The organism is Faecalimicrobium sp. JNUCC 81 (genome assembly GCF_053667625.1).
Genome location: NZ_CM132203.1, coordinates 1,481,896 through 1,504,642, shown reverse-complemented (window position 1 = coordinate 1,504,642; position 22,747 = coordinate 1,481,896). Strand labels below are relative to the sequence as shown.

The following is a 22,747-nucleotide window of genomic DNA, read 5'->3' as shown; positions in this document are numbered from 1 at the left end:
AAAAACAAAATAATTCAAAAGAATGGAGAAATTAAATATGAAAAAACAAGCATTAAGTATATTTTTATCAGGAGCAGTAGTATTAACTGCATCAATGGCTTTAACAGGATGTACACCTACAGATTCATCTAAAGACAAAAAAGCTCCTACAAACGCTTCACAATCAATAGATAAAAAAGATGATAAAACTAAAGACGATAAGTCTAAAGTAAATGAAACTAAAAAAGATGATAAAGTTAAAGACGATAAGTCTAAAGTAAATGAAACTAAAAAAGATGATAAAGCTAAAGATGATAAGTCTAAAGTAAATGAAACTAAAAAAGATGACAAAGCTAAAGATGATAAGTCTAAAAAAGTAAATGAAACTAAAAAAGATGATAAATCTAAAGATAATAAGTCTAAAAAAGTAAATGAAACTAAAAAAGATGATAAAGCTAAAGATGATAAGTCTAAAGTAAATAAGTCTAACTAAGGTCAAAAACCTTTGTAGAGAAACCAAAAGTATTAGCAACATCACAAGTTGGTGCACCAATACCTAAACCTATTAAAATCTAAAATGATCATTTAATTAAATAAATATAATAAAAAGGTTACTTTTAGTAACCTTTTTATTATATTTTTATACTCTCTCCAAAGCCAATTACTACAACTTTAGCATTCATATTTTTCTCAACATCTTCTTTAAACTTAATAGGATTCTTATTTAAATAATTGTGAAAGATATTTAATAGATTTATCTAAAAATATTTTAAATAATATTTATAACTAATAAAGTCAATATTATTTTTCTATTTTACAACTTATTTACAAATCATTTACATCTTACACAATACTGTAATCTTATACATATTGATAACCTATATCTCTCTGTTATATACTTAAAAAACAAAAGACAAAATTTCAAAACAGAAATGGAGAAACAGAATATGAAAAAACAAGCATTAACTATATTTTTATCAGTAGCAGTAGTACTAACTGCATCAATGGCCTTAATAGGATGTAAACCACAGGTTCATCTAAAGATAAAAAATCTCCTACACAATCTTCGCAATTAGTAGATAAAAAAGATAATTCTAAATAAGATCAAAAACCTATTTACAACTATAAAAGTTGATAAATTAACAACATCACCAGGTGGTTCGAAATATCTAGACATATTCTAATGGAAAATAATTATTTAATTAAATAAATATAATAAAAAGGTTACTTTTAGTAACCTTTTTATTATATTTTTATACTCTCTCCAAAACCAACTACTACATGCTTATATAAAAGTATTTTTACTACTATTTATAACTAATAAAGTCAATACTATTTCTCTATTTTACAACTTATTTACAACTTATCTATAAGTCATTTACACCTTACACAATACTGTAATCTTATACATATTGCTAACATATATCTCTGTGTTATATACTTAAAAAAAACAAAACAACAGAGAATATTATTCAAAAATAGAATGGAGAAATAAGATATGAAAAGACCAGCATTAAGTATATTTTTATCAGGAGCAGTAGTATTAACTGCATCAATAGCTTTAACAGGATGTACACCTACAGATTCATCTAATGATAAAAAAGCTCCTGTAAAAACTTCACAATCAGTAGATAAAAAAGAAGATAAATCTAAAGAAGATAAGTCTAAAGATAATTCTAAAGAGTCTAAAGAAAATGAATCTAAAGAAGAGAAAAAACCTTTTGTAGAGAGTGAAGAAGTATTAGCTCAACAAGCTAAAGTTAAATTAGAAAAACCTAGTTATAAATCATTAAATTATACTAATTTAATTGATAAAAAAACACAAGATGATGTAAAAAAAATATTAGCTAAAAATAATATTAAATCAGAATATGTTAATCAATATTTTGATTTAGTAGATGATTACAATAAACAATATAAAGTAAATTTAACTAATACTTCAGGATTTAGTACAACTGATAAATCACAAGTTCCATATAATGGAGATGATTTCCAAGAAAAATGGTTAAATTCAAATAAATATTCAGATGTAAACTGTAGAATATCAGCATTTACTCTATTTAGAGATTTTGTAGATTCTAAAGGTAAGTTTACTGGTGATACAGCTCTATTAGGTCAAGATCTTGACGCTTTAAGTGAAAATAAACTTGCTAAAGCTACTAAAATTGTTGACACTAAAGTTGAAACATTTAAAAGTTTATTTGCAAATATAAAAGTTGGCAAATTTGGTAGTGATGAAGAAATGGCTAAGCTAATAAGTAAAGAATTAAATAAAAGAGGTATTAAGTTTACTGATAATAAAGATGTAACTTTAATAAGTGGATTTATGAGAGATGAAGACTTAAAAGATGTATACGTTGGACATACTGGTGTTGCTGTTAAAAACGGTAGTGAGATACTATTTATAGAAAAATATACTCCAGGTATGCCTTTCCAAGCTACTAAGTTTAAAAACAAAGAAGAGTTAAGAAGCTATATGTTTGATAGATTAACAACATCACCAGGTGGTGCAAAAATGCCTAGACCTATTGTAATGGAAAATGATCATTTAATGAAATAAATATAATAAAAAGGTTACTCTTAGTAACCTTTTTATTATATTTTTATACTCTCTCCAAAATCAACTACTACAACTTTAGCATTCGTATTTTTCTCAACATCTTCTTTAAACTTAACAGGTGACTGAGATATAGGTTCCCAAGTATTATAATGTATAGGAATAACAACTTTTGGATTTAACATTTTTACTGCTTCAACTGCTTCCCTAGGTCCCATAGTAAAATTATCTCCTATTGGTAAAAGTGCATAATCTATATTATTCATACTACCTATAAGTTGCATATCTAAGAAAAGTGCTGTATCTCCTGCAAAGTATATAGTTTTTCCATAGAAGTTTATTACAAACCCACAAGCACATCCACCTTCTATACCTGCACTATGTATTGCTTGAGTAACTTTAACAAAACCAAATTCAAAATCAAACTTTCCACCTATATTCATACCATGAGCTCTACATCCTTGATTTGAAACCATATCTGCAATTTCTGCTGTACTTATAATTGTTGCATTAGTTCTTTTTGCTATGTCTATTGCATCTCCTATATGATCAAAGTGTGCATGAGATACTAATATATAATCGCAATCTATTTCATTTGGATTAACTTTATTTACTGGATTATCTGTAAAGAATGGGTCTATTAATACAGTTATATCATTCTTAGTTAAAGATATATTCGCATGTCCATTATACTTTAATTTAATCATAGATTTATCCCCTTATTTTATATTTAAAAGTTTTTAATTTATATTAATATAATTATTTTATCATATTATTCAAATAAAACTAAAATAATAAATATTTATAATTATCTGTGATATAATAAACCCATAAATTAACAAAGGATGGTAATATAAATGACTGAAAAAAGTAACAAAGGATTTTTCTCAAATTTTCTATCAAAACTAACAGGTTCAAATGGAAATATTGCAGATGAGGTTAGAACTCCTCCTGAAAATCTTCCTATAGCTACTATAGTATTTAAAGATTTTGGCACTATTGAAGCTGAACTTTATCCTCATATAGCTCCAAATACAGTAAATAACTTTATAGAACTATCTAATAGTGGTTTTTATAATGGCCTAACTTTTCATAGAATTATAAAGAATTTTATGATTCAAGGTGGAGATCCTGAGGGAAGCGGTTTAGGTGGACCTGGTTATAATATAAAAGGTGAGTTTAGTAGTAATAAATTTAGAAATGATTTAAAACACACTGAAGGTGTATTGTCTATGGCTAGAAGCCAAAGTAAAAATAGTGCTGGTAGCCAATTCTTTATAGTTACTAAATCTTCTCCTCACTTAAATGGAAAATATGCTACTTTTGGTAAAGTTATAAATGGCATGGATATTGTTCATACTATCGAAAATGTTGAAAAAGGTCCTATGGATAAGCCTATTAATGATGTTGTTATTGAGTCTATAAGTGTTGATACTAAAGGCGTTAACTATGATTCAGTAAAGAAAATGTAACTTTTACATAATATAAAAGACATATACAAAAATTTGTATATGTCTTTTTATTATTTATATATTAATATTCATTCATTGCAAGATAATCATTTTCATCTCTATTAAAATTAATATTTTTTCTAGATTTATTTGTATCTTTTAACTCAAAGTTTTCAATAAGTGATTTTAGCATTTGTGCTTGTCCACTTAATTCTTCACTAGCAGCAGCACTTTCTTCTGATGTTGCAGAGTTAGTTTGTACTACTTCTGAAATTTGTTCTACTCCTAATGTAACTTGAGCTATTGCACTAGCTTGTTCTTCAGATGCTTTAGCTATATCATCAACTAATGTAGTTGTTTTATTAGTTGTATTTATTATCTTTTGAAGTGATTCTGCCGTACTATCTACTATATCAGTTCCCTTATTAACTGCTCCTATTGAGTTTTCAATTAATGTAGCTGTATTTTTAGCTGCTTCTGCTGATTTAGCAGCAAGGTTTCTTACCTCATCAGCAACAACAGCAAATCCTTTACCAGCATCCCCTGCTCTAGCTGCCTCTACAGCAGCATTTAATGCTAATATATTTGTTTGGAATGCTATATCATCTATTGTTTTTATAATTCTTCCTATTTCATTAGAAGCAAACGAAATTTCTTCCATTGCTTTAACCATTTGTCCCATTTGTTCATTTCCATCTTTAACTTGTCTAGCTGAGCTTACTGTTAAATTATTAGCTTTTTTAGCATTATCTGCAGTATCTTTTATTTTATCAGATATTTCTATAATAGTTGCAGATAATTCTTGTATTGAACTTGCTTGTTCTGTAGCACCTTGTGATAACATTTGTGATCCACTTGCAACTTGTTCCGATGCTGCTTCAACTTCTTCAGATGCAACATTTATTTGTGACATTGTTTCACTTAAATCGTGAGTTATTTTATTTACTGAATCTTCAATTTCTTTAAATATTCCTATGTATTCTATTTGTGGTTGTGTATTGAAATTACCTAATGCTACTTCTCCTAAAACACGAGCTGTATCATTTATAATTTCTTTAGTTGTGTTACTCATTTTTCTCATACTTTCTGCTAAAGAGCCTAATTCATCTTCTGACTCATAACTAATTTCAATGTCATAATCACCAACAGCCATTTTTTCTGCAGCTTCTTCTATCTCTTCAATTGGATTTTTTAAGCTCTTTGTAATATATAAACATATAACTCCTCCTGATATTATAGTAAATACACTAATAGCAATTGAAGCAAAAGTTGCTTTTGATACTGTATCTTGTACTCCCTTACTAAATTTAATTCCATCATTTTCTGCATGCTCATTAAGAACCTTTGAATATTCTACACACTTATCGTATATACCACGATATACAGTATTTTCTTCTACCATTTGTAGTGTTCCTTTGTAATCACCACTTTCTGCAAGTGCAAAAGCTTTATCAAATTCTTGCTTTAGCTTTCCTACTTCATTTTCTAGATCAGTAAGAGCTTTTTCATCTGTATCAAAAGAATTTCTAATTAATTTAATACTTTCATTTATATCATCAAAATCCTTTTGAAGTATAGGTTTATACTTAGTATGATCCTCTCTAAGTATTGTATAAGCAAGATCTCTACCAATAGCAACTATACTTTCACGAATATTTACAGATTCAGTTGTTGATACATAAGGTCCAGTAAATAACTCCCTGCTTAGTTCTTCTGATTGTTTTAATTTAGATATTGTATAAAAACTTGTACTTGCCGCAAGTATTAACAATATAATAAAAGATATTCTTAATTTTCTACCTATTTTTAAATTCTTCATATACATATAAACGTCTCCTTATAATTTAATTTGTCATAATATTTCTACATTATTGCTGTAAACTTTATACATTATTAATGTAGCTTTTTAGTTTACTTATACGGACATATTTTTGTATACTTTATACATTAAATAAATTATTATCTTTTTTGTAACTTTATTTTGAATTTTAATTTAAATTAAAAAATAAAAAACCAGCAAAATTGCTGGCTTTTATAATGTATTTTTATTTTTTATCTAAACATTTTTCAGGATTAATATATACTTGTTCCCATTTACCTTTTTTATTCTTTTTATAATCAGAAATCTTAACGTCAACACCATTAGTTAATTGATAAAAAAGTACATAGTATTCATTTGAATTTTTATCTTTAAAATAAACTCTTTTTTCATATCCATTTTCCTCTACCTTAACATCTCCATCTATTAAATGACACCAATCACCGTATTCAATTTGGACAAATGACTCAGCATCATAAGACCAACCATGATAAGGGGCACAAAGATAGTTTTCTGGAGTGTATTTCATATCAACAATCTTATAAACTCCATCTATTTTTTTCAGATAAACATATCCATAATAATAAGCAAAAAGCCCTTTAGCTTCATTGCTACCTTGTATAATTTCAAGTTCAACAAAGTATTTTATAAGGTCAGGTCTATTTTCATCTGGACCTACTTGATTTGCTTTTATTAAGTTAATGTGTAAAGTATTTTCAAAAGACTTTAAATACTCATCATAAGAAACTCTCTTTTGATAAGAATCTGATAAAAACTTATAGGCAATTGGATAGGGTGCTTTAGTATCTCCTAAACTTCCACAGCCTGTTTTAGTATCGTCAAGAGGATTAGCCGCCTCTCTTAAAACACTAAAGTAATTTATTATAGTATCTTTGGGTGTTTTTAAAAATTTATTAGGTATTTTATAATTAGTCGTATCTGTCCCATATATATCATAAAAAGTTTTTTCTATTTTATTATTTAAAATAGGAGATTTAGATGGCCTAAAAAATCTTTCTAAACTATAATACTCATCACTATTTTCTACTGTCTTTTCTTTTGGTAGTTCAACTTCTTTTACATACTCTCCACCAAATATTAATTTTTCATGTTTATTATCATAACAATTACCTATTATAGTGCTTCCTATAAAAAACATTGCAATAAGTGTAACAACTTTTTTCTTGAACATAATTATAGTTGTCAAAGCAATATAATATTTTAATATTATATTGCTATTATCCTTGACAGTCTCCTTTCATTTTTTATCATAAATATTGTTTATCTTATTATGTTCTTCATTAAGTTTTTTAACTTACTTTATATAAATTTATTTTTTAATTTATATAATATTTAAAGTGTTATTATTTTTGTAGCTATTTTTTCTCCAAAATAACTGTCATGTTCTACAAATAGCATTGTAGGTTTTTTATCGAGTATAAGTTCTTCTATTTGAATTCTTGATATAACATCTATGAAATTTAGTGGTTCATCCCAAATATAAAGTTTTGCCTCTTCACATAAACTTTTAGAAATAAGTAATTTTTTCTTTTGTCCCTCACTCCACTCTTTTATATCTTTTTCAAATTGCATATTTTCAAATCCAAGCTTGTGTAGTGTACTTTTTAAATGCTGACTATTTATTTTTTCTTCTTTAATAAAATCATCTAAGCTACCTTTTAAAAAAGATGTTTCTTGGGAAATATATGATATTTTATCTGTCTTTTTAATATATCCACTATGAGAAATATCTTCACCTATTAATAATTTTATTATGCTAGACTTTCCACATCCATTTTTACCTTTAAGCCAAGCTCTTTCTCCTTGCTTTACATCAAAACTTAAAGAATCAAAAATTACTTTTTCTTCATAGTTTATCTTAAGATTTTCAACTTCTAATACATCGTCTATTTCATTTTTTAAAATTGATAAATCTAGTTTATCAGCTATATCTAAGTTCTTTAAAAGCTTAGATTTTTCTTCAATTGCTTTGTTTTGTCTAGCTTCAATGCACTTAGCACGCTTCATCATTTTAGCTGCTTTATGTCCAATAAATCCTCTATCACATGGTCCATTTCCTATCTTACTAGCTTCTAATTTATTAGACCATGATGATTTTTGCTTTGCAGTTTCACTAAGTCTTTTAATATCTTTTTGTAGCTTATCATTTTCATTTTTTTCAAACTCATCTTGTCTATCTTTGTTAAGCTGCCATGTTGAAAAGTTCCCCTTTTGAATTTCTATATCAGATTTATTAATAGAAAGTACATGATCTATGATATTATCTAAAAAATTTCTATCATGAGATACAATTATAAACCCTTTTTTGCTAGCTAGATACTTGCCTACAATTTCTCTTCCTTCGCTATCTAAATGATTTGTAGGCTCATCAATTAAAAGGAAATGATTTTTCCTTAAAAATAAGCTTACTAAAAGTAGTTTGGTTTGTTCACCACTACTTAAAGTTTCAAAATTTCTTTTAAGAATATTCGGTTTAAGTCCAATTTTTCGTGCTTCTTTTTCTATTATTTCATTAATTGTATAACCATCATTATCTATAAATTTTTCTAAAACTTCTCCATACATATCAATCTTTTCAGGAGTTTTAATATATTCATCCATTTGTTTTTCCCAAATACTAAAAGGTGCAATACTTTGTCTTACAACTTCTAAAGCTGTCTGATTTTTATTTTCAACTTCAATCGGAAAATACTCAAATTTCACGTTACTTGAAATACGACCACTATATTCATACTCTCCCATAAGAAGTTTTAAAAAAGTCGTTTTTCCTCTTCCATTACGGCCAATTAGTCCTAGTTTCCAATTTGTATCTATTAAAAATGATACATCTTTAAATATCTCTTCACCATGGGTATCATATTGAAAGCTTAAGTTATTTATATTAATCTGTGCTATAATAATCATCTCCTATCATAAGGAAGTTTTAGGCATAAAAAAACTTCCTTAATTTTAAGTAATTGTTAACTACTTTAAAATTAAGAAAGATATGATTATAAGTATATAAAAACACTCAAATAAAGCTATTTTGAGCAATTTTTACGTGGTGATTCCTATAACATGTAATCCTATTCTTAATCTAAAGTAGTTTTAGGCTCTTTTAATAAAGCATCTAAAAAATGCTTTTTAAACCTTTTTAAACTATCTTTAATTTTTTGAATAAGATTAACACTTCATTTTATCTAATCACCTCCGCATTATTATATTAATAATACACTTATCAAGTTCATATTTCAAGCATAAAAAAGTAAATAAATAAATATATTTAAGTGATACTATACAAAATAAATTTAATAATACATTTCAGTTTTATGTTTACTAATAGACTATTACTCTCTAAATTTTATGGAGGTTAGAGCATGAATCGATCGAGATTAAAAAGTAATAGAAAAAAGAAATTAGATGAAACATCTATTGAACTAAATGTAATTCAAAATGGAAGATTTTCCACTATACTTTTTATGATTGGATGCTTTCTTAACTTTATTGAATACAATTATTCTGAAAGAGCTATACTCCAATCAATATCTAATACAGATGGAGATAATCTAGACTTTGATGATGAAATTAAGGCTGCTGAAATAGCAGAAACTGTAAGTATAATATTTTTAATTGCTATGATTATATTTACAAATAATGCTCTAACTAATTTTATACTTCAACTTGACAATTCTACTTTTGTAATAGGTTCCGACCCTAAAACATCTGATACAAATAATAAACAAGGATCTAGAATTATTGCATTTTTTGATTTAATAAAAGTCCTAGGTTATGCAGGTGCTGCTATAGGATACCACATAGCTTTAGAAGAACTTAAAACTTCACCTAAACAAAAAAGGTATTAACTTTTTAGCTAATACCTTTTTATAGTTTTAATACATTTTATATTTAACTTTTATATTTAATTACTATATAATTTGTTATCATTACCTTATTGTACTGTCTCTGTTAATCTATCTATAATGCTAACAAGATTAGCTATTTCCGGTTTAGTTATTTGTTCATCTGCTCCAAGTGCTTTACCTTTAATATGTATTTCTTCACTTATTAAAGAAGAGAATAATATTAATGGAATGTCTTTAAGAACACTATCTTCTTTAACAAGTTTTGTTAATCTATGTCCGTCCATTAACGGCATTTCAATATCCGATACTATACATGAAACATGCTTTTTAATTGGATCACCTGAAATTTTACATTCTTCTAAATAATCCCATGCTTCTTGCCCATTATCTACTTTAACAGTATTTTTATATCCTGCTTTATGTAGACATTCAACAATCATTTTAGAAAGTAACATTGAGTCTTCTACAATTAATATAGTTTTATCACTATTTTCACGCTCACCTAGTTTATCTAAAGATTCAAATTGAATACTAGATTCAGGGCTAATTTCTGCAACTATTTTTTCAAAGTCTAAAATAGTTATAAGTCTGTCTCTATATTGTGCAATACCTGTTGCAACTCCTTCATCTCCACCATAAATAACTCTATCTGGTTTATTTATATCTTTCCAAGAAACTCGATTAATACCAACAACTGAATCAACATGAAAGGCAACATTTAATTTATTAAAGTAAGTAACTATAAATATGTCCTTACCTGAGTTTTCAGATTTAGGAATATTTAAATATTTTCCCAAATCTATTACCGTAATAATTTCATCCCTTGATTGAAATACTCCTTCTACAACATTATGTGCATTTGGCATTTTTTTGACATCTTGAACCATCATAATCTCACGAACTTTTGCTACATTTATACCAAACAGTTCTCCTAAAATAGTAAATTCCATAATTTCAAGTTCATTAGTTCCTGATTCCAAAAGTATTTTTGTTTGACTTGTATTTTCTGAAAAACTCATAGCAGCCTCCTATATTATAAACTCTTATATTATAAATTTTATAATTATCAAAATATTATTACTTATTTTTATATACGGACGTTCTCAATAAATCTAGAGTATTTTTATTTATTTTATGATAAAATCTTAAACTAATAAAATAAATAAAAATAAGTTTATAATATAATTTAATAAATCATAAAAAATAATGGGATATATTAAACTTTTAATATATCCCACTATTTTTATTTTCTATTATAATCTGCTAAAAACTTTTCTATTCCTATATCTGTAAGAGGATGCTTAGCCATTTGTTTTAATACGTTAAATGGTATTGTAGCAATATCTGATCCTGCTAATGCACATTCTGATACATGTATAGGATTTCTTATACTTGCTGATATTATTTCTGTTTGCATATTGTGAACTTCAAATATGCTAGCAATTTCTGTTATTAATTCAACACCTCTAGCTCCTATATCATCAACTCTTCCTACAAAAGGACTTACATATGTAGCTCCTGCTTTTGCCGCAAGTAATGCTTGCTGAGATGAGAATATTAAAGTTACATTAGTTTTTATTCCTTTATCAGTTAATACTTTAACAGCTTTTAATCCTTCTATACACATAGGTATTTTTATAACTATATTTTTATGTAATTTAACTAATTCTAGAGCTTCTTCAACCATTTTATCAGCTTCTAAACTTATAACCTCTGCACTTATTGGCCCATCTACTATAGAGCATATTTCATTTATAACCTCTTGTAAATCTCTGCCTTCTTTAGCTATCAGAGAAGGATTTGTAGTAACTCCATCTATTATTCCCCAACTATTAGCTTCTACTATTTCACTTATATTTGCTGTATCTATAAATATTTTCATATCCTTAATTTCCCCCTATTTATTTAAATTTTCTTTTATTAACTTAACTATGTTTTCACTAGTTAATCCATGCTTTTCTAATAATTCTTTCGGAGTTGCTGATTCTCCAAATACATCATTAACACCTAATTTAACTACTTTAGTAGGTACTGTTTCTGATGTAACTGATGCCACAATTTGTCCTAATCCGCCTATAACAGAATGTTCTTCACAAGTTAATATAAAATTAGTTTCTTTTGAAGCCTTCTCTATTATTTCTCTATCTATAGGCTTTATAGTAGGCATATGTATAAGTCTAACATCTATATTTTCCTCTTTTAGTAATTCACAAGCTTTCTTTGCTATAGCTGTCATAAGACCTGTAGCTACTATTGTACAGTCTTTACCATCCTTTACACAAACGCCCTTACCATATTCAAATTTATAGTCATCTTCAAATATATCTTCACTATTTAATCTTCCTAATCTTATGTAAACAGGTCCATTATGATTTGCAGCATATTTTATTATTTCATTTGTTTCTTTTGCATCAGCTGGAACTAATACACTCATATTTGGAAGAGAATTCATTATTGCTATATCTTCTATTGATTGATGAGATCCACCATCTTCTCCTACTGTTATTCCTGCATGAGTTGCGGCTATCTTTACATTAGCATTTGGGTAACATATTGAGTTTCTTATTATTTCAAAAGCTCTTCCTGATGCGAATACTGCAAATGTACTTGCAAAAGGTATTTTACCATATCTAGCTAAACCTGCACTCATACCTAATAAATTTTGCTCTGCTATACCTGCATTTATAAATCTTTCTGGATATGCTTTTGAAAAATCTGCTGTTTTAGTAGATTTTGAAAGGTCTGCATCTAATACAACTATATCCTTATTTTCAGCTCCTAATTCAACTAATGCCTTTCCATATGCTTCTCTTGTTGCTAATCCCATTATAAGCACCCCTTTCTCATTTCTTCTAATTCATTTATTGCCATGTCTCTTTGCTCTATATTTGGTGCAGTTCCATGCCATCCTGCATTATTTTCCATAAATGATACGCCTTTTCCTTTTATAGTGTTAGCTATTATTACTGTTGGCTTTCCTTTTGTTTCTTTTGCTTTATTTAATGCACATTCTATTTCTTTAAAGTCATGTCCATCTATAACTAATACATTCCATCCAAAGCTTTCAAACTTCTTATCTAATGGTTTAATTCCCATTACATCATCGTTATTTCCATCGATTTGTAGTTTATTATAATCTATAAAAGCCACTAAATTATCTAATTTATAATGAGCTGCACTCATAAAAGCTTCCCATACTAGTCCTTCTTGTAACTCTCCATCTCCTAATAATGAATATATTCTAGAACTATCTTTATCTATTTTAGCTCCTATTGCAAGTCCCACTGCATTAGATATACCTTGTCCTAGTGAACCGGTTGCTATATCTACTGCTTTTATTTTTTTACTATCTGGATGTCCTTGTAATTTAGAGCCTAACTTTCTTAAAGTCATTAAGTCTTCTTTAGGTATAAACCCTTTTTCACTTAATGTTGAATATAATACTGGAGCAGCATGTCCTTTACTAAGTACAAAATAATCTCTTTCTTTACTATCTAGATTCTCCTTATTTATATTCATTTCTTTAAAATATAAATATGTAAGTATTTCTACTGCCGATAATGATCCACCTGGATGACCTGATTTTGATTCAGTTACCATATTTACTATATTTTTTCTTATATTTATAGCATGATTTTGTAAATTATTATACATATAGCTTCTCCTTTTTAGTTTTCGATTTTTTATATATTTTTAAACAAATTCGCCCACATATTTATTAGAACTAATGAATATGTGGGCAAAATAGTTATCAATTAAATTATTAATTGTAGTAAATTTATATTATATAGCTATTATTAAACCTACTATTAAAGAACTTAATAAACTTACACAGAATCCACCTAACATTCCTCTAAATGCTAATCTTGATAATATATCTCTTTTTTCTGGGCAGAATACTGATATACCTGATATACATATACCCATACTAGCAAGATTTGCAAATCCTGCCAGAGATATTGATAGCATTAAACCTGTTCTATAATCTAATGTATTTAATATCTTCCCTAATTCTCCAAAAGCAACAAATTCATTTAATATTAACTTACTTCCAAGTAATTGACCTGCTGTAAATGCATGTTCTTTACCAAGACCCATTAAGTATCCTATTGGTGAAAATATCCATGATAAGATTTGTTCTAATGATACTCCAACTATACCTAATATACCATTAACAAGTGCTACTAAAGATATTATTGCAATTAGCGATGCTCCTATACCTAAAGCCATTTGAAGACCTTCATTAGCTCCTTGAGATATTGCAGATATAAGATTTGCATTGTCACCTTTATTATCCATACTTACTTCCTCTGTAGCCGTTGTTGAAGCAATTTCAGTTTTTGCTATAACATCTACATCACCATTTTCTACTTTAGTGTTAGTAACACTAACTCTATCAATAGCAACTTCTGGAAGTATCATTTTTGATACTATTATACTACCTAATGGAACTAGCGCTCCAGCTATTAAAAGATTCTTCATAGGTATACCCATTGCCGTATATCCCATGAGTACAGTTGCAGACATACTACCCATTCCTGATATTAAAACTAACATTATTTCACTTTCAGTCATACGCCCTAAATACTTAGATACAAGTATTGGAGACTCTGTTTGACCTAAAAATACGTTCGCAACAGCAACAAAACTTTCTACATTACTAGTTCCAAGAGTTTTACCTACTATTCCACCAATTACTTTAACTATTGCTCCAAGAATACCAAGATAGTATAATGCAGCTACTAATGATGATATAAATATTATATTACCTAAAACCTGAATACCAAATATAAAACCTGTTGGAGCACCTGCATCTTCTAATGAACCAAATATAAATGTTAATCCTTGTGCTCCGTAATTTAAAATACTAGTTACACCATCAGATACCTTTTCTAAAGCCATTTGGCCTAACGGGAACTTTACTAATAAAAATGCTATTACAAACTGAATTAAAATTGCTTTTAATATCATTTTTTTATTAACATCTTTTTTATTAGATGATGTTAGGTATAGTACACCTAATAGTACTATTATTCCTAATATGTTTAATATTATTGTCATCTTATCACCCTCTGCTTTTAGATTAACTATTATATTTTACTAACTATTTTCTTTACTAAATTTAAAAACTGTTGTTTTACTCTTTGAGTTGTTTCTATAACTTCTTCATGATTTAGTGGTTGTTCTAGTATTCCCGATGCCATATTAGTTATACAAGATATACCTACTACTTTAAGTCCACTATGTGATGCAACTATAACTTCTGGAACTGTAGACATTCCTACTGCATCTGATCCCATTATTCTTGCCATTTTTACTTCAGCTGGTGTTTCATATGTTGGACCTGTAAAGAATGCATAAACACCTTCTTTTACATCTATTCCTAATTCTTTTGCACATTTTCTAGTTAATTCTATATACTCTGGAGTGTATGCTGTTGACATATCAGGGAACCTAACACCTAATCTATCATCATTTTTTCCTATTAATGGATTATATCCTCCAAAGTTTATATGATCTTTTATTATCATTAAATCTCCTGGTGTATAGTCTTTATTAACACCACCTGCAGCGTTTGTTACAAATACAGTTTCCACTCCTAAAGCTTTCATAACTCTTACTGGGAATGTTGTTTCTTGCATTGCATATCCTTCATAATAGTGAAATCTTCCTTGCATAGCTACTACATTTTTACCTTGTAATTTACCTATAACTAGTTGTCCCTTATGACCTTCTACAGTTGATACTGGGAAATTTGGTATATCATGATAGCTTATTTCTACTGGATTTTCTATTTCATCTGCTAAAACACCTAAGCCCGATCCTAATATTAATCCTATTGTTGGTACCACATCTATTTTAGATTTTATATACTCTGCACTTTCATTTATTCTATCAAATAAGTTATTCATATCGTCCACCTCAATTATTTTATATTTTGTAAAAATGATTTTCCTATTTCAAAATCATATTCTTTATTATTGTCATTAAAATTATCTAATATTGTTACTCCTATATCTGCCATACTTTCTAAAATAGGCATTTGATTACATTTTTCTATTTGTTTACTGTAAACTAATACTGGAACATATTCTCTAGTATGATCAGTTCCTTTAAATGTAGGATCATTTCCATGATCTGCAGTTATTATTAAAAGATCCTCTTCTTTAAGTTCTTTGATAAGAGTTCCTAATTGAGAATCAAATTCTTCTAATGCTCCCTTATATCCTTCACTATCTCTTCTGTGTCCATATAATGCATCAAAATCTACTAAGTTTAAGAATATTAAACCTTTATAAGATCCATCTCTTGCAATCTCTATAGTTTTATTCATTCCATCTTCATTGCTCTTTGTTTTTATACTCTTTGTTATTCCTTGATATGAGTATATATCTCCTATCTTACCAATTCCAACTACATCTAAATTATTCTCATAAAGTGCATCTAAAATTGTTTTAGTTGGTGGTTTTAGAGCATAATCTTTTCTATTTGAAGTTCTTGTAAAGTTTTCTTTATTAGTTCCAACAAATGGTCTTGCTATTATTCTTGCTACTTTGTATTCTTCCTTTAAAGTAATTTTTCTTGCTACTTCACAAACTCTATATAGCTCTTCAAGTGGTATTATTTCTTCATTTGCAGCAATTTGTAAAACACTATCTGCTGATGTATAAAGTATTAAACTTTTAGTTTTTAGATGTTCTTCACCTAAATTTTTTATTATTTCTGTACCTGATGCAGAAATATTTCCTATAAATTTATGACCACTTTTTTCTTCAAGTTCATCTATAAGTTCCTTTGGAAAACCCGTATCTGTAAATACTTTAAAAGGTTCTTTTATAAGAATTCCTGCCATCTCCCAATGACCTGTTATTGTATCTTTACCTTTTGATAATTCTCTACATTTAGTCGTATATGAAGTTTGACTCTCTGTTGGATTAACACCTTCTATATTAGATATATTACCTAGACCCATTTTTTGTAGGTTAGGAAGGCTAAGCCCTCCTGTTGCTTTAGCTATGTTGCAAATAGTATTAGCACCTAAGTCACCATAATCATTTGCATCTTCTAGAGCACCTATACCTACTGAGTCTAATACAGTTAAAAATACTCTATTAAACTTTTTCATTTTAATACCCCGCTACTTCTTCATTATTGATTATTTTTATTATAGAACTTGTCCCAAGTCTTGAAGATCCTTTAGCTATAAAATCCTTAGCCGTATCTAAATCTTTTATTCCTCCAGCTGCTTTTATTGAAACATTTTCGCCTACATTCTCTTTAAATAAAACTATATCTTCAGCAGTTGCTCCACCTGTGCTAAATCCTGTAGATGTTTTTATAAAATCAGCCTTTGCATCAGTTACACACTTACACATTTTTATTTTTTCATCTTCTGTTAAAAGGCAAGTCTCTATTATAACTTTTAATATATTTTCACCACAAGCTTCTTTTATTTGTCTTATTTCTTTAGTTATTTCATCGTATTTTTTATCTTTTAACATACTTAAATTTATTACCATATCTATTTCATCTGCACCATTTTGTATAGCATCCTTAGTTTCAAATACTTTTACTGCTGTTGTATTATATCCATTAGGGAATCCTATAACTGTACAAACTTTCATTTTGTTCCCTACATATTCTTTAGCTTGTTTTACAAATGATGGTGGTATACAAACTGATGCTACTTCATATTTAATTGCATCATCACATATTATTTTTATATCATTCCATGTTGCTGTTTGCTTTAATAAAGTATGATCTACTGCTTTTAAAATTATTTTGTTATCCATAATTCTTATCTCCTTATTTATAACTTTTTAGATGCATGATTTAGATTTTTAGTTATGTTTAAATTTTAAGTACTTTATATTCTTTGTTTACTATCTTATTATTTTGTGTATTATTGGACTCTTTTCTGGTTTTTGATTTTGTATATTGTAAGCTCTTTGTAATTCTTCTTCTGCTTTTTCAAATTTAGATTCATCACTTGAATATAATGTAGCTAATATATCTCCAACTTTTACATAGTCACCCATTTTCTTTTCAAGTATTATACCTGCTCCATAATCTAGATCATCATCTTTTGTATGTCTTCCAGCTCCTGTAAGTAATGATGATACTCCAACACCTTCTGCATTTAAATCATATACATATCCTTCTTTAGTAGCTTTAACTTTATGAGTTAAAGGTGCTATTGTGAATAATTCAGGGTTATCTATAACTTTTGGATCTCCACCTTGAAGTACTACTAATTCTCTTAATTTAGATAATGCACTTTTATTTTTTAATATAGATTCTAATTTAACTCTTCCTTTTTCAACATCTTGTTCTATATTTCCAAGCTTAAGCATTTGAGCTCCTAATTGTAAGCATAATTCTCTTAAGTCTTCTGGTCCTTCACCCTTTAGTACTTCTATAACTTCTTTTAATTCAAGTGCATTTCCTATTGCATAACCTAATGGTTCTCCATTTAAAGTTATTGCAGCTGATGTATTTCTTCCTACGCTCTTACCTATATCAACCATTGCAGTTGCTAATTTTTCAGCATCTTGTGCTGTTTTCATAAATGCACCTTCACCATACTTAACATCTAAAACTATTGCATCTGAACCTGATGCTATTTTTTTACTCATTATACTTGCTGCTATTAGAGGTATACTATCTACTGTTGCAGTAACATCTCTTAAAGCATATATTTTTTTATCTGCTGGAACTAAATTTTGAGTTTGACCTGCTATAACTAGTCCTGCATTTTTTACCATATCTATAAATTTATCTTCTTCAACTGATATATTAAATCCTGGGATTGATTCTAATTTATCAAGAGTTCCTCCTGTATGACCTAATCCTCTACCTGATAACTTCGCTACTTTTCCACCTGCAGCTGCAACCATTGGTACTAATATAAGAGATGTTTTATCTCCAACTCCTCCTGTACTGTGCTTATCAAGTTTTATGCCTTCTATCATACTAAGATCTACAACATCTCCTGAATTTACCATTGCCATTGTAAGATTTGCAGTTTCTTCTTTAGTAAATCCATTTAAATATATAGCCATTAATAATGCTGATGCTTGATAATCAGGTATTTTACCATCAGTGTATTTTTCTATGAAAAACTCAATTTCTTCTTTAGATAATTCCTTTTTATCTCTTTTTTTAGCTATAATATCGTATAGTCTCATGATACTCTCTCCCTTATAGTTTAATTTTTATATTGATTTTCTTTATTCCATTTTTCTAACTCTTTTTCATTTGAAGGTATTTTTATTTTATCTTCTATTATTTGAGTTTTAATTTTTTCTACTATTTCTATTATTTTTGGTGATACAGAAACATTTGAACCTTTTGTTGTATATCCTATAACGTTTTCCTTTATTCCAAATTGATGTACTCCATTTTTCCAAGTATTATTTGTAATGGACTTAATTTCATTGTATATAATTTCATTTGCATATCTTGTTGCTGTAGATACTATATGATTTGGTTCAAATAAATTTTGATTATCATCTATTCCAAATGCATACTTATCTGTTTCTTTAGCTGCAGCAAAAACTCCAAGGCCAGACTCTCCAGCTATATGTTGTATATAATTTACACCTTTACTATACATTGAAAGTGCTATTTCTTTTGCTTTTGCTGGATTATCAAAATCATCTACAACACCTACTATTACATCTATATCTGGATTTACATACTTAGCTCCTGCTTCAAATCCAATTGTACCTTCTCTAAGGTGCTGCATATCTTTTCCTAATATTACACCTAATGAATTACTTTTATCTAAACTCTTATTTTCATATTTTGTAATTAGCCCTGCCATAACACCATTTAAAAATATTTGTTCAGGCCAATTTGTATATGTAGAGCTTACATTTGGTAATTCTATTTTAGAGTCTATTATTGAAAATTTCTGATTTAAAAATTCTTTAGAAACTTTACTAACAGATTTTTCATGATCTAATCCAATTGATATGATTAGTTCATAATTTTGACTTTTTGCATATTCTCTACAAATTTTTTCATAATCATCTTCAGATTTAGGTTCTGAATAATCAAACTCAACTCCTAACTCTTCTTGAGCTTTTAATGCTCCATCATAGCATAGATCATTAAATGACTTATCGCCTAAGCCTGCTGTGCTAAAAATAATAGCCACCTTTTTATTTCCAACTGTAGTATTTGTAAATAAACCATTTTGCATTTCTTTATTATATTTACTAGAACTTATTATTATAAGGACAGCTACTATTGTTAGTAAAATTATCATAGCTATTTTTTTGTAATGCTTTAACATGTTGTGCCCCCTATGTTTGATCATAGCAAAGCAGCTTTTAAATTTTTTCTTTCTACTTTACTAAGATTATATTAAATAAAACGTTTTCTTTCTATAGATTATATTGATAACTCTCTCAATAATATTGATGTATATTTCTTAAAAGAGTTACCTTTAATGTAAAATTTTGATATTTGTGAAATATATTAATTTTAGTATCTATCTTCATCTGGAGATACACCTTTATATTTTTTATATGATTTAGAAAAATATCCTGAGTTTGAATATCCTACTTCATTTGAAATTTGAGCAATTTTCATATCTGTGTTTTTTATAAGATATTCTGCTTTTTTCATTCTATATAAAGTTAAATACGTTATAAAATTTTCTCCAACTTCTTCTTTAAAAAGACGAGAAAAATACTCTGGCGATAAATAAACATATTTAGATATAATGCTTAAAGATATATGTTCTTTATAATTCAAGTTAATATATTCTATAGCCTTGTCTATAGCTTTAGAGTACTTTTTACTTTGAATACCTTCAGTATCACTATTTTTATTTGTTAATATTTCCTCTTCTTTATCATTTTTTATGTTACTATCTATACGATCTAATAACTCTTTTAACTCCTTTGGTCTTATCTCTGATTTTATTAAATATTCGTATACACCACAGCTAATTGCTTGCTTTGCATATGAAAACTCTGCATAATTAGTTAATAATACTACTACAACATCTGGCATTACATCCTTTATTTTTTTTGTTAACTCTATTCCATCCATTATAGGCATCTTTATATCGCTAATTATTACATCTGGTTTTAACTTAACAGCTAATTCATACGCTTCTTTTCCATTACATGCACTTTTCAAAACTTTAAAGTTACTTGATATATTTGAAATTGTATATACTACCCAATCTCTGATCGGTGCTTCGTCTTCTACTACTAATATATCTAACATATTAACCTCCCTAATTTGGTAATATAAATGTTACTTTACTTCCTTCTCCTTCTACACTTTCTATTTCTAAACCATATTCTAATCCATAATTTAATTGAACTCTTTCTTGGACATTTATAAGCCCAACTCTGTTTATACTTGCTTCTTTACTTAAAATGCTTTCTAACTTATTTCTAGACATTCCAATTCCATTATCTTCTATTACTATTCTTATACCATCTTTGCTTCTATATCCAGAGACACTTATTTCACCTAAATTATCTTCTTTTTCCATACTATATAAAATTGCATTTTCTACAATTGGCTGTAATATAAATGATGGAACTTTAAAATCATTTATATTGGAATCTATATCATAAATAACTTCAAAACAATCTGGATACCTCATTTTTTGTAGTTCAGTATAATTCTTTATATTTTCAATTTCTTCTTCTAGACTTATCATCTCACTTGCTTTAGGTAACAAACTTCTAAGTAATTTCGTAAATCTATAAAGCATCTCTTCAGATTCTTCTATTTTATTCATTGAAACTAAAAATCTTATACCACTTAAAGTATTGTATAAAAAATGTGGATTTATTTGAGCCTGAAGGAAACTTAATTCTGCAGTTCTTTTTTGTTCTTCTTTATTTTTAATCTCATCTATAGATTCTTCTAACCATCTAACCATACCATTAAAAGATTTTTCTAGTTGTCCTATTTCATCATATCTATTCTCTTTAATTTGTATTTTCAAATTACCTTCCATAACTTCATTCATATTATTTCTTATATTTAATATTGGTCTAGTTATACTTACGGATAATCTATAAGATACTATAATCGATACTATACTTACTAAAAGCAAAACTAATATTGCCTTTTCAGTTAAATCATCTATAGGTTGTCTTATAACACTTAAGGGAATTTCTTCAACTATAGCCCATCCATATTCATTTAAATTAGAGGTAACTTGCATATACTTGACGTTATCTCTTTCGACTTTATGTTCATCTTCATAAATTAAAGATTTTTTTATTTTAATTCCGTTGATATAGTTAGTTCCTATTAATCTTTTATCTTTTGTTGATATTATACTTCCATATTCATCTATAATATAAATATAACTTCCTTCTGTCAGTACTTCTGAGTATTTATCATATAAAATAGTTTCACTTATATCTATTATAAGTACACCTAAAGTTTCTCCTGTTATCAAGTCTTTTATCAATCTTCCCATCTTAAATATACATTTATATGGTCCAATTGCATTTTCATCTTTATATGTATTTATCAATATTGTTTTTCCATCGGCCTTAACAATTTTCTCATACCAGTTATTTTGCTTTATATCATTAAGATTATATTTTGTTTTTGAATAAGTATCATAAACTAATCCATTTTCGCCTATAACATATAATTCTGGTTTCATATTAAAATTTCCATATTTCCAAACTTCATCGGTTAAAAGCCCCTCTGCATAAGAGTCCATTTCTTTATTGTGTAATTTATATTTATCTAAATCTTTTTTTGGAATTGATAATATTTCGATTAACTTACTGTCTATAGAAATTCTTTTTGCTATACTTTCCACATTAGCTAATAACAAAGAAACATTATTGCTTATTTGATTTAAAGTTTGATTGCTCATATTATACATTTCTTTTTCTACAGTTCTATTTGTATCCTTTATAAACCATACTCCTAAAATCATGGAAACAGATACTGAAAGCCCAAATAAAACTAAGAATAACTTATATGTTATACTCTTTTTTTCTAACTTTATATTTACCATCTCCTAATCAAATATAAATATATTAATACTGTACATTGTATAATATTAATATATTTATAT

Annotated in this window: 21 protein-coding genes; 5 read left to right on the top strand and 16 right to left on the bottom strand. The window is 27.6% G+C overall.

The window, feature by feature from the left end; genetic code table 11:
• The first annotated feature begins 37 nt into the window (after positions 1 to 37).
• The 3 genes from JNUCC81_RS07415 to JNUCC81_RS07405 all read left to right on the top strand — a co-directional run bounded on the left by JNUCC81_RS07415 (position 38) and on the right by JNUCC81_RS07405 (position 2,539).
• Entirely contained in the window at positions 38 to 472 is a 435-nt protein-coding gene (locus JNUCC81_RS07415; RefSeq protein WP_454096001.1) for a hypothetical protein, read from the top strand.
• A gap of 454 nt (positions 473 to 926) precedes the next feature.
• Positions 927 to 1,055 carry a hypothetical protein gene (locus tag JNUCC81_RS07410; protein ID WP_454096000.1) on the top strand — a complete coding sequence of 43 codons (129 nt, stop codon included), beginning with the start codon at positions 927 to 929 and terminating at the stop codon, positions 1,053 to 1,055.
• A gap of 422 nt (positions 1,056 to 1,477) precedes the next feature.
• Complete coding sequence (locus tag JNUCC81_RS07405) at positions 1,478 to 2,539, top strand: DUF4300 family protein (protein WP_454095999.1); 1,062 nt, start codon at positions 1,478 to 1,480, stop codon at positions 2,537 to 2,539.
• Positions 2,540 to 2,574: 35 nt separating this feature from the next.
• On the opposite strand, the gene JNUCC81_RS07400 is transcribed toward JNUCC81_RS07405, so the two are convergent.
• Entirely contained in the window at positions 2,575 to 3,243 is a 669-nt protein-coding gene (locus JNUCC81_RS07400; protein WP_454095998.1) for a metal-dependent hydrolase, read from the bottom strand.
• Between the two features lie 150 nt (positions 3,244 to 3,393).
• On the opposite strand from JNUCC81_RS07400, the gene JNUCC81_RS07395 reads away from it, so the two are divergent.
• On the top strand, positions 3,394 to 4,008 hold the full coding sequence (locus tag JNUCC81_RS07395; RefSeq protein WP_454095997.1) for a peptidylprolyl isomerase: 615 nt from the start codon (positions 3,394 to 3,396) through the stop codon (positions 4,006 to 4,008).
• A gap of 61 nt (positions 4,009 to 4,069) precedes the next feature.
• On the opposite strand, the gene JNUCC81_RS07390 is transcribed toward JNUCC81_RS07395, so the two are convergent.
• From JNUCC81_RS07390 to abc-f, 3 genes are all read right to left on the bottom strand, one after another.
• A complete protein-coding gene (locus tag JNUCC81_RS07390) occupies positions 4,070 to 5,812 on the bottom strand; it encodes a methyl-accepting chemotaxis protein (protein ID WP_454095996.1) in 1,743 nt (580 codons plus the stop codon).
• A 220-nt stretch (positions 5,813 to 6,032) separates the two neighbouring features.
• Positions 6,033 to 6,998 carry a hypothetical protein gene (locus tag JNUCC81_RS07385; RefSeq protein ID WP_454095995.1) on the bottom strand — a complete coding sequence of 322 codons (966 nt, stop codon included), beginning with the start codon at positions 6,996 to 6,998 and terminating at the stop codon, positions 6,033 to 6,035.
• 161 nt (positions 6,999 to 7,159) lie between these two features.
• Positions 7,160 to 8,731 carry a ribosomal protection-like ABC-F family protein gene (abc-f, locus tag JNUCC81_RS07380; protein WP_454095994.1) on the bottom strand — a complete coding sequence of 524 codons (1,572 nt, stop codon included), beginning with the start codon at positions 8,729 to 8,731 and terminating at the stop codon, positions 7,160 to 7,162.
• Between the two features lie 452 nt (positions 8,732 to 9,183).
• Between abc-f and JNUCC81_RS07375 the strand changes: the two genes are divergently transcribed.
• Positions 9,184 to 9,669, top strand: coding sequence for a hypothetical protein (locus JNUCC81_RS07375; protein ID WP_454095993.1), 486 nt, complete (start codon positions 9,184 to 9,186; stop codon positions 9,667 to 9,669).
• An 86-nt stretch (positions 9,670 to 9,755) separates the two neighbouring features.
• On the opposite strand, the gene JNUCC81_RS07370 is transcribed toward JNUCC81_RS07375, so the two are convergent.
• From JNUCC81_RS07370 to JNUCC81_RS07315, 12 genes are all read right to left on the bottom strand, one after another.
• Entirely contained in the window at positions 9,756 to 10,688 is a 933-nt protein-coding gene (locus JNUCC81_RS07370) for a chemotaxis protein (RefSeq protein ID WP_454095992.1), read from the bottom strand.
• A 224-nt stretch (positions 10,689 to 10,912) separates the two neighbouring features.
• Positions 10,913 to 11,551 (bottom strand): fructose-6-phosphate aldolase, encoded by a 639-nt coding sequence (fsa, locus tag JNUCC81_RS07365; RefSeq protein ID WP_454095991.1) that lies wholly within the window; start codon positions 11,549 to 11,551, stop codon positions 10,913 to 10,915.
• Between the two features lie 15 nt (positions 11,552 to 11,566).
• On the bottom strand, positions 11,567 to 12,499 hold the full coding sequence (locus JNUCC81_RS07360) for a transketolase family protein (protein WP_454096381.1): 933 nt from the start codon (positions 12,497 to 12,499) through the stop codon (positions 11,567 to 11,569).
• The gene (locus JNUCC81_RS07355) at positions 12,496 to 13,323 is read right to left on the bottom strand and encodes a transketolase (RefSeq protein ID WP_454095990.1); all 828 of its coding nucleotides are present in this window, start codon (positions 13,321 to 13,323) and stop codon (positions 12,496 to 12,498) included. The genes JNUCC81_RS07360 and JNUCC81_RS07355 overlap by 4 nt, the downstream gene beginning before the upstream one ends.
• Positions 13,324 to 13,452: 129 nt before the next feature.
• Positions 13,453 to 14,730, bottom strand: a complete 1,278-nt coding sequence (locus tag JNUCC81_RS07350) for a NupC/NupG family nucleoside CNT transporter (RefSeq protein ID WP_454095989.1) — start codon at positions 14,728 to 14,730, stop codon at positions 13,453 to 13,455.
• A 29-nt stretch (positions 14,731 to 14,759) separates the two neighbouring features.
• Positions 14,760 to 15,581, bottom strand: a complete 822-nt coding sequence (locus JNUCC81_RS07345; protein ID WP_454095988.1) for a purine-nucleoside phosphorylase — start codon at positions 15,579 to 15,581, stop codon at positions 14,760 to 14,762.
• Positions 15,582 to 15,595: 14 nt separating this feature from the next.
• On the bottom strand, positions 15,596 to 16,795 hold the full coding sequence (locus JNUCC81_RS07340) for a phosphopentomutase (RefSeq protein WP_454095987.1): 1,200 nt from the start codon (positions 16,793 to 16,795) through the stop codon (positions 15,596 to 15,598).
• A gap of 1 nt (position 16,796) precedes the next feature.
• Positions 16,797 to 17,462 (bottom strand): deoxyribose-phosphate aldolase, encoded by a 666-nt coding sequence (gene deoC / locus JNUCC81_RS07335; RefSeq protein ID WP_454095986.1) that lies wholly within the window; start codon positions 17,460 to 17,462, stop codon positions 16,797 to 16,799.
• A gap of 90 nt (positions 17,463 to 17,552) precedes the next feature.
• A complete protein-coding gene (locus JNUCC81_RS07330) occupies positions 17,553 to 18,857 on the bottom strand; it encodes a pyrimidine-nucleoside phosphorylase (protein WP_454095985.1) in 1,305 nt (434 codons plus the stop codon).
• A 20-nt stretch (positions 18,858 to 18,877) separates the two neighbouring features.
• Positions 18,878 to 19,969, bottom strand: a complete 1,092-nt coding sequence (locus JNUCC81_RS07325) for a BMP family lipoprotein (RefSeq protein WP_454095984.1) — start codon at positions 19,967 to 19,969, stop codon at positions 18,878 to 18,880.
• Between the two features lie 191 nt (positions 19,970 to 20,160).
• Positions 20,161 to 20,913 carry a response regulator transcription factor gene (locus tag JNUCC81_RS07320; protein WP_454095983.1) on the bottom strand — a complete coding sequence of 251 codons (753 nt, stop codon included), beginning with the start codon at positions 20,911 to 20,913 and terminating at the stop codon, positions 20,161 to 20,163.
• A 10-nt stretch (positions 20,914 to 20,923) separates the two neighbouring features.
• Positions 20,924 to 22,687 carry a cache domain-containing sensor histidine kinase gene (locus tag JNUCC81_RS07315; protein WP_454095982.1) on the bottom strand — a complete coding sequence of 588 codons (1,764 nt, stop codon included), beginning with the start codon at positions 22,685 to 22,687 and terminating at the stop codon, positions 20,924 to 20,926.
• Between the last annotated feature and the right edge of the window lie 60 nt (positions 22,688 to 22,747).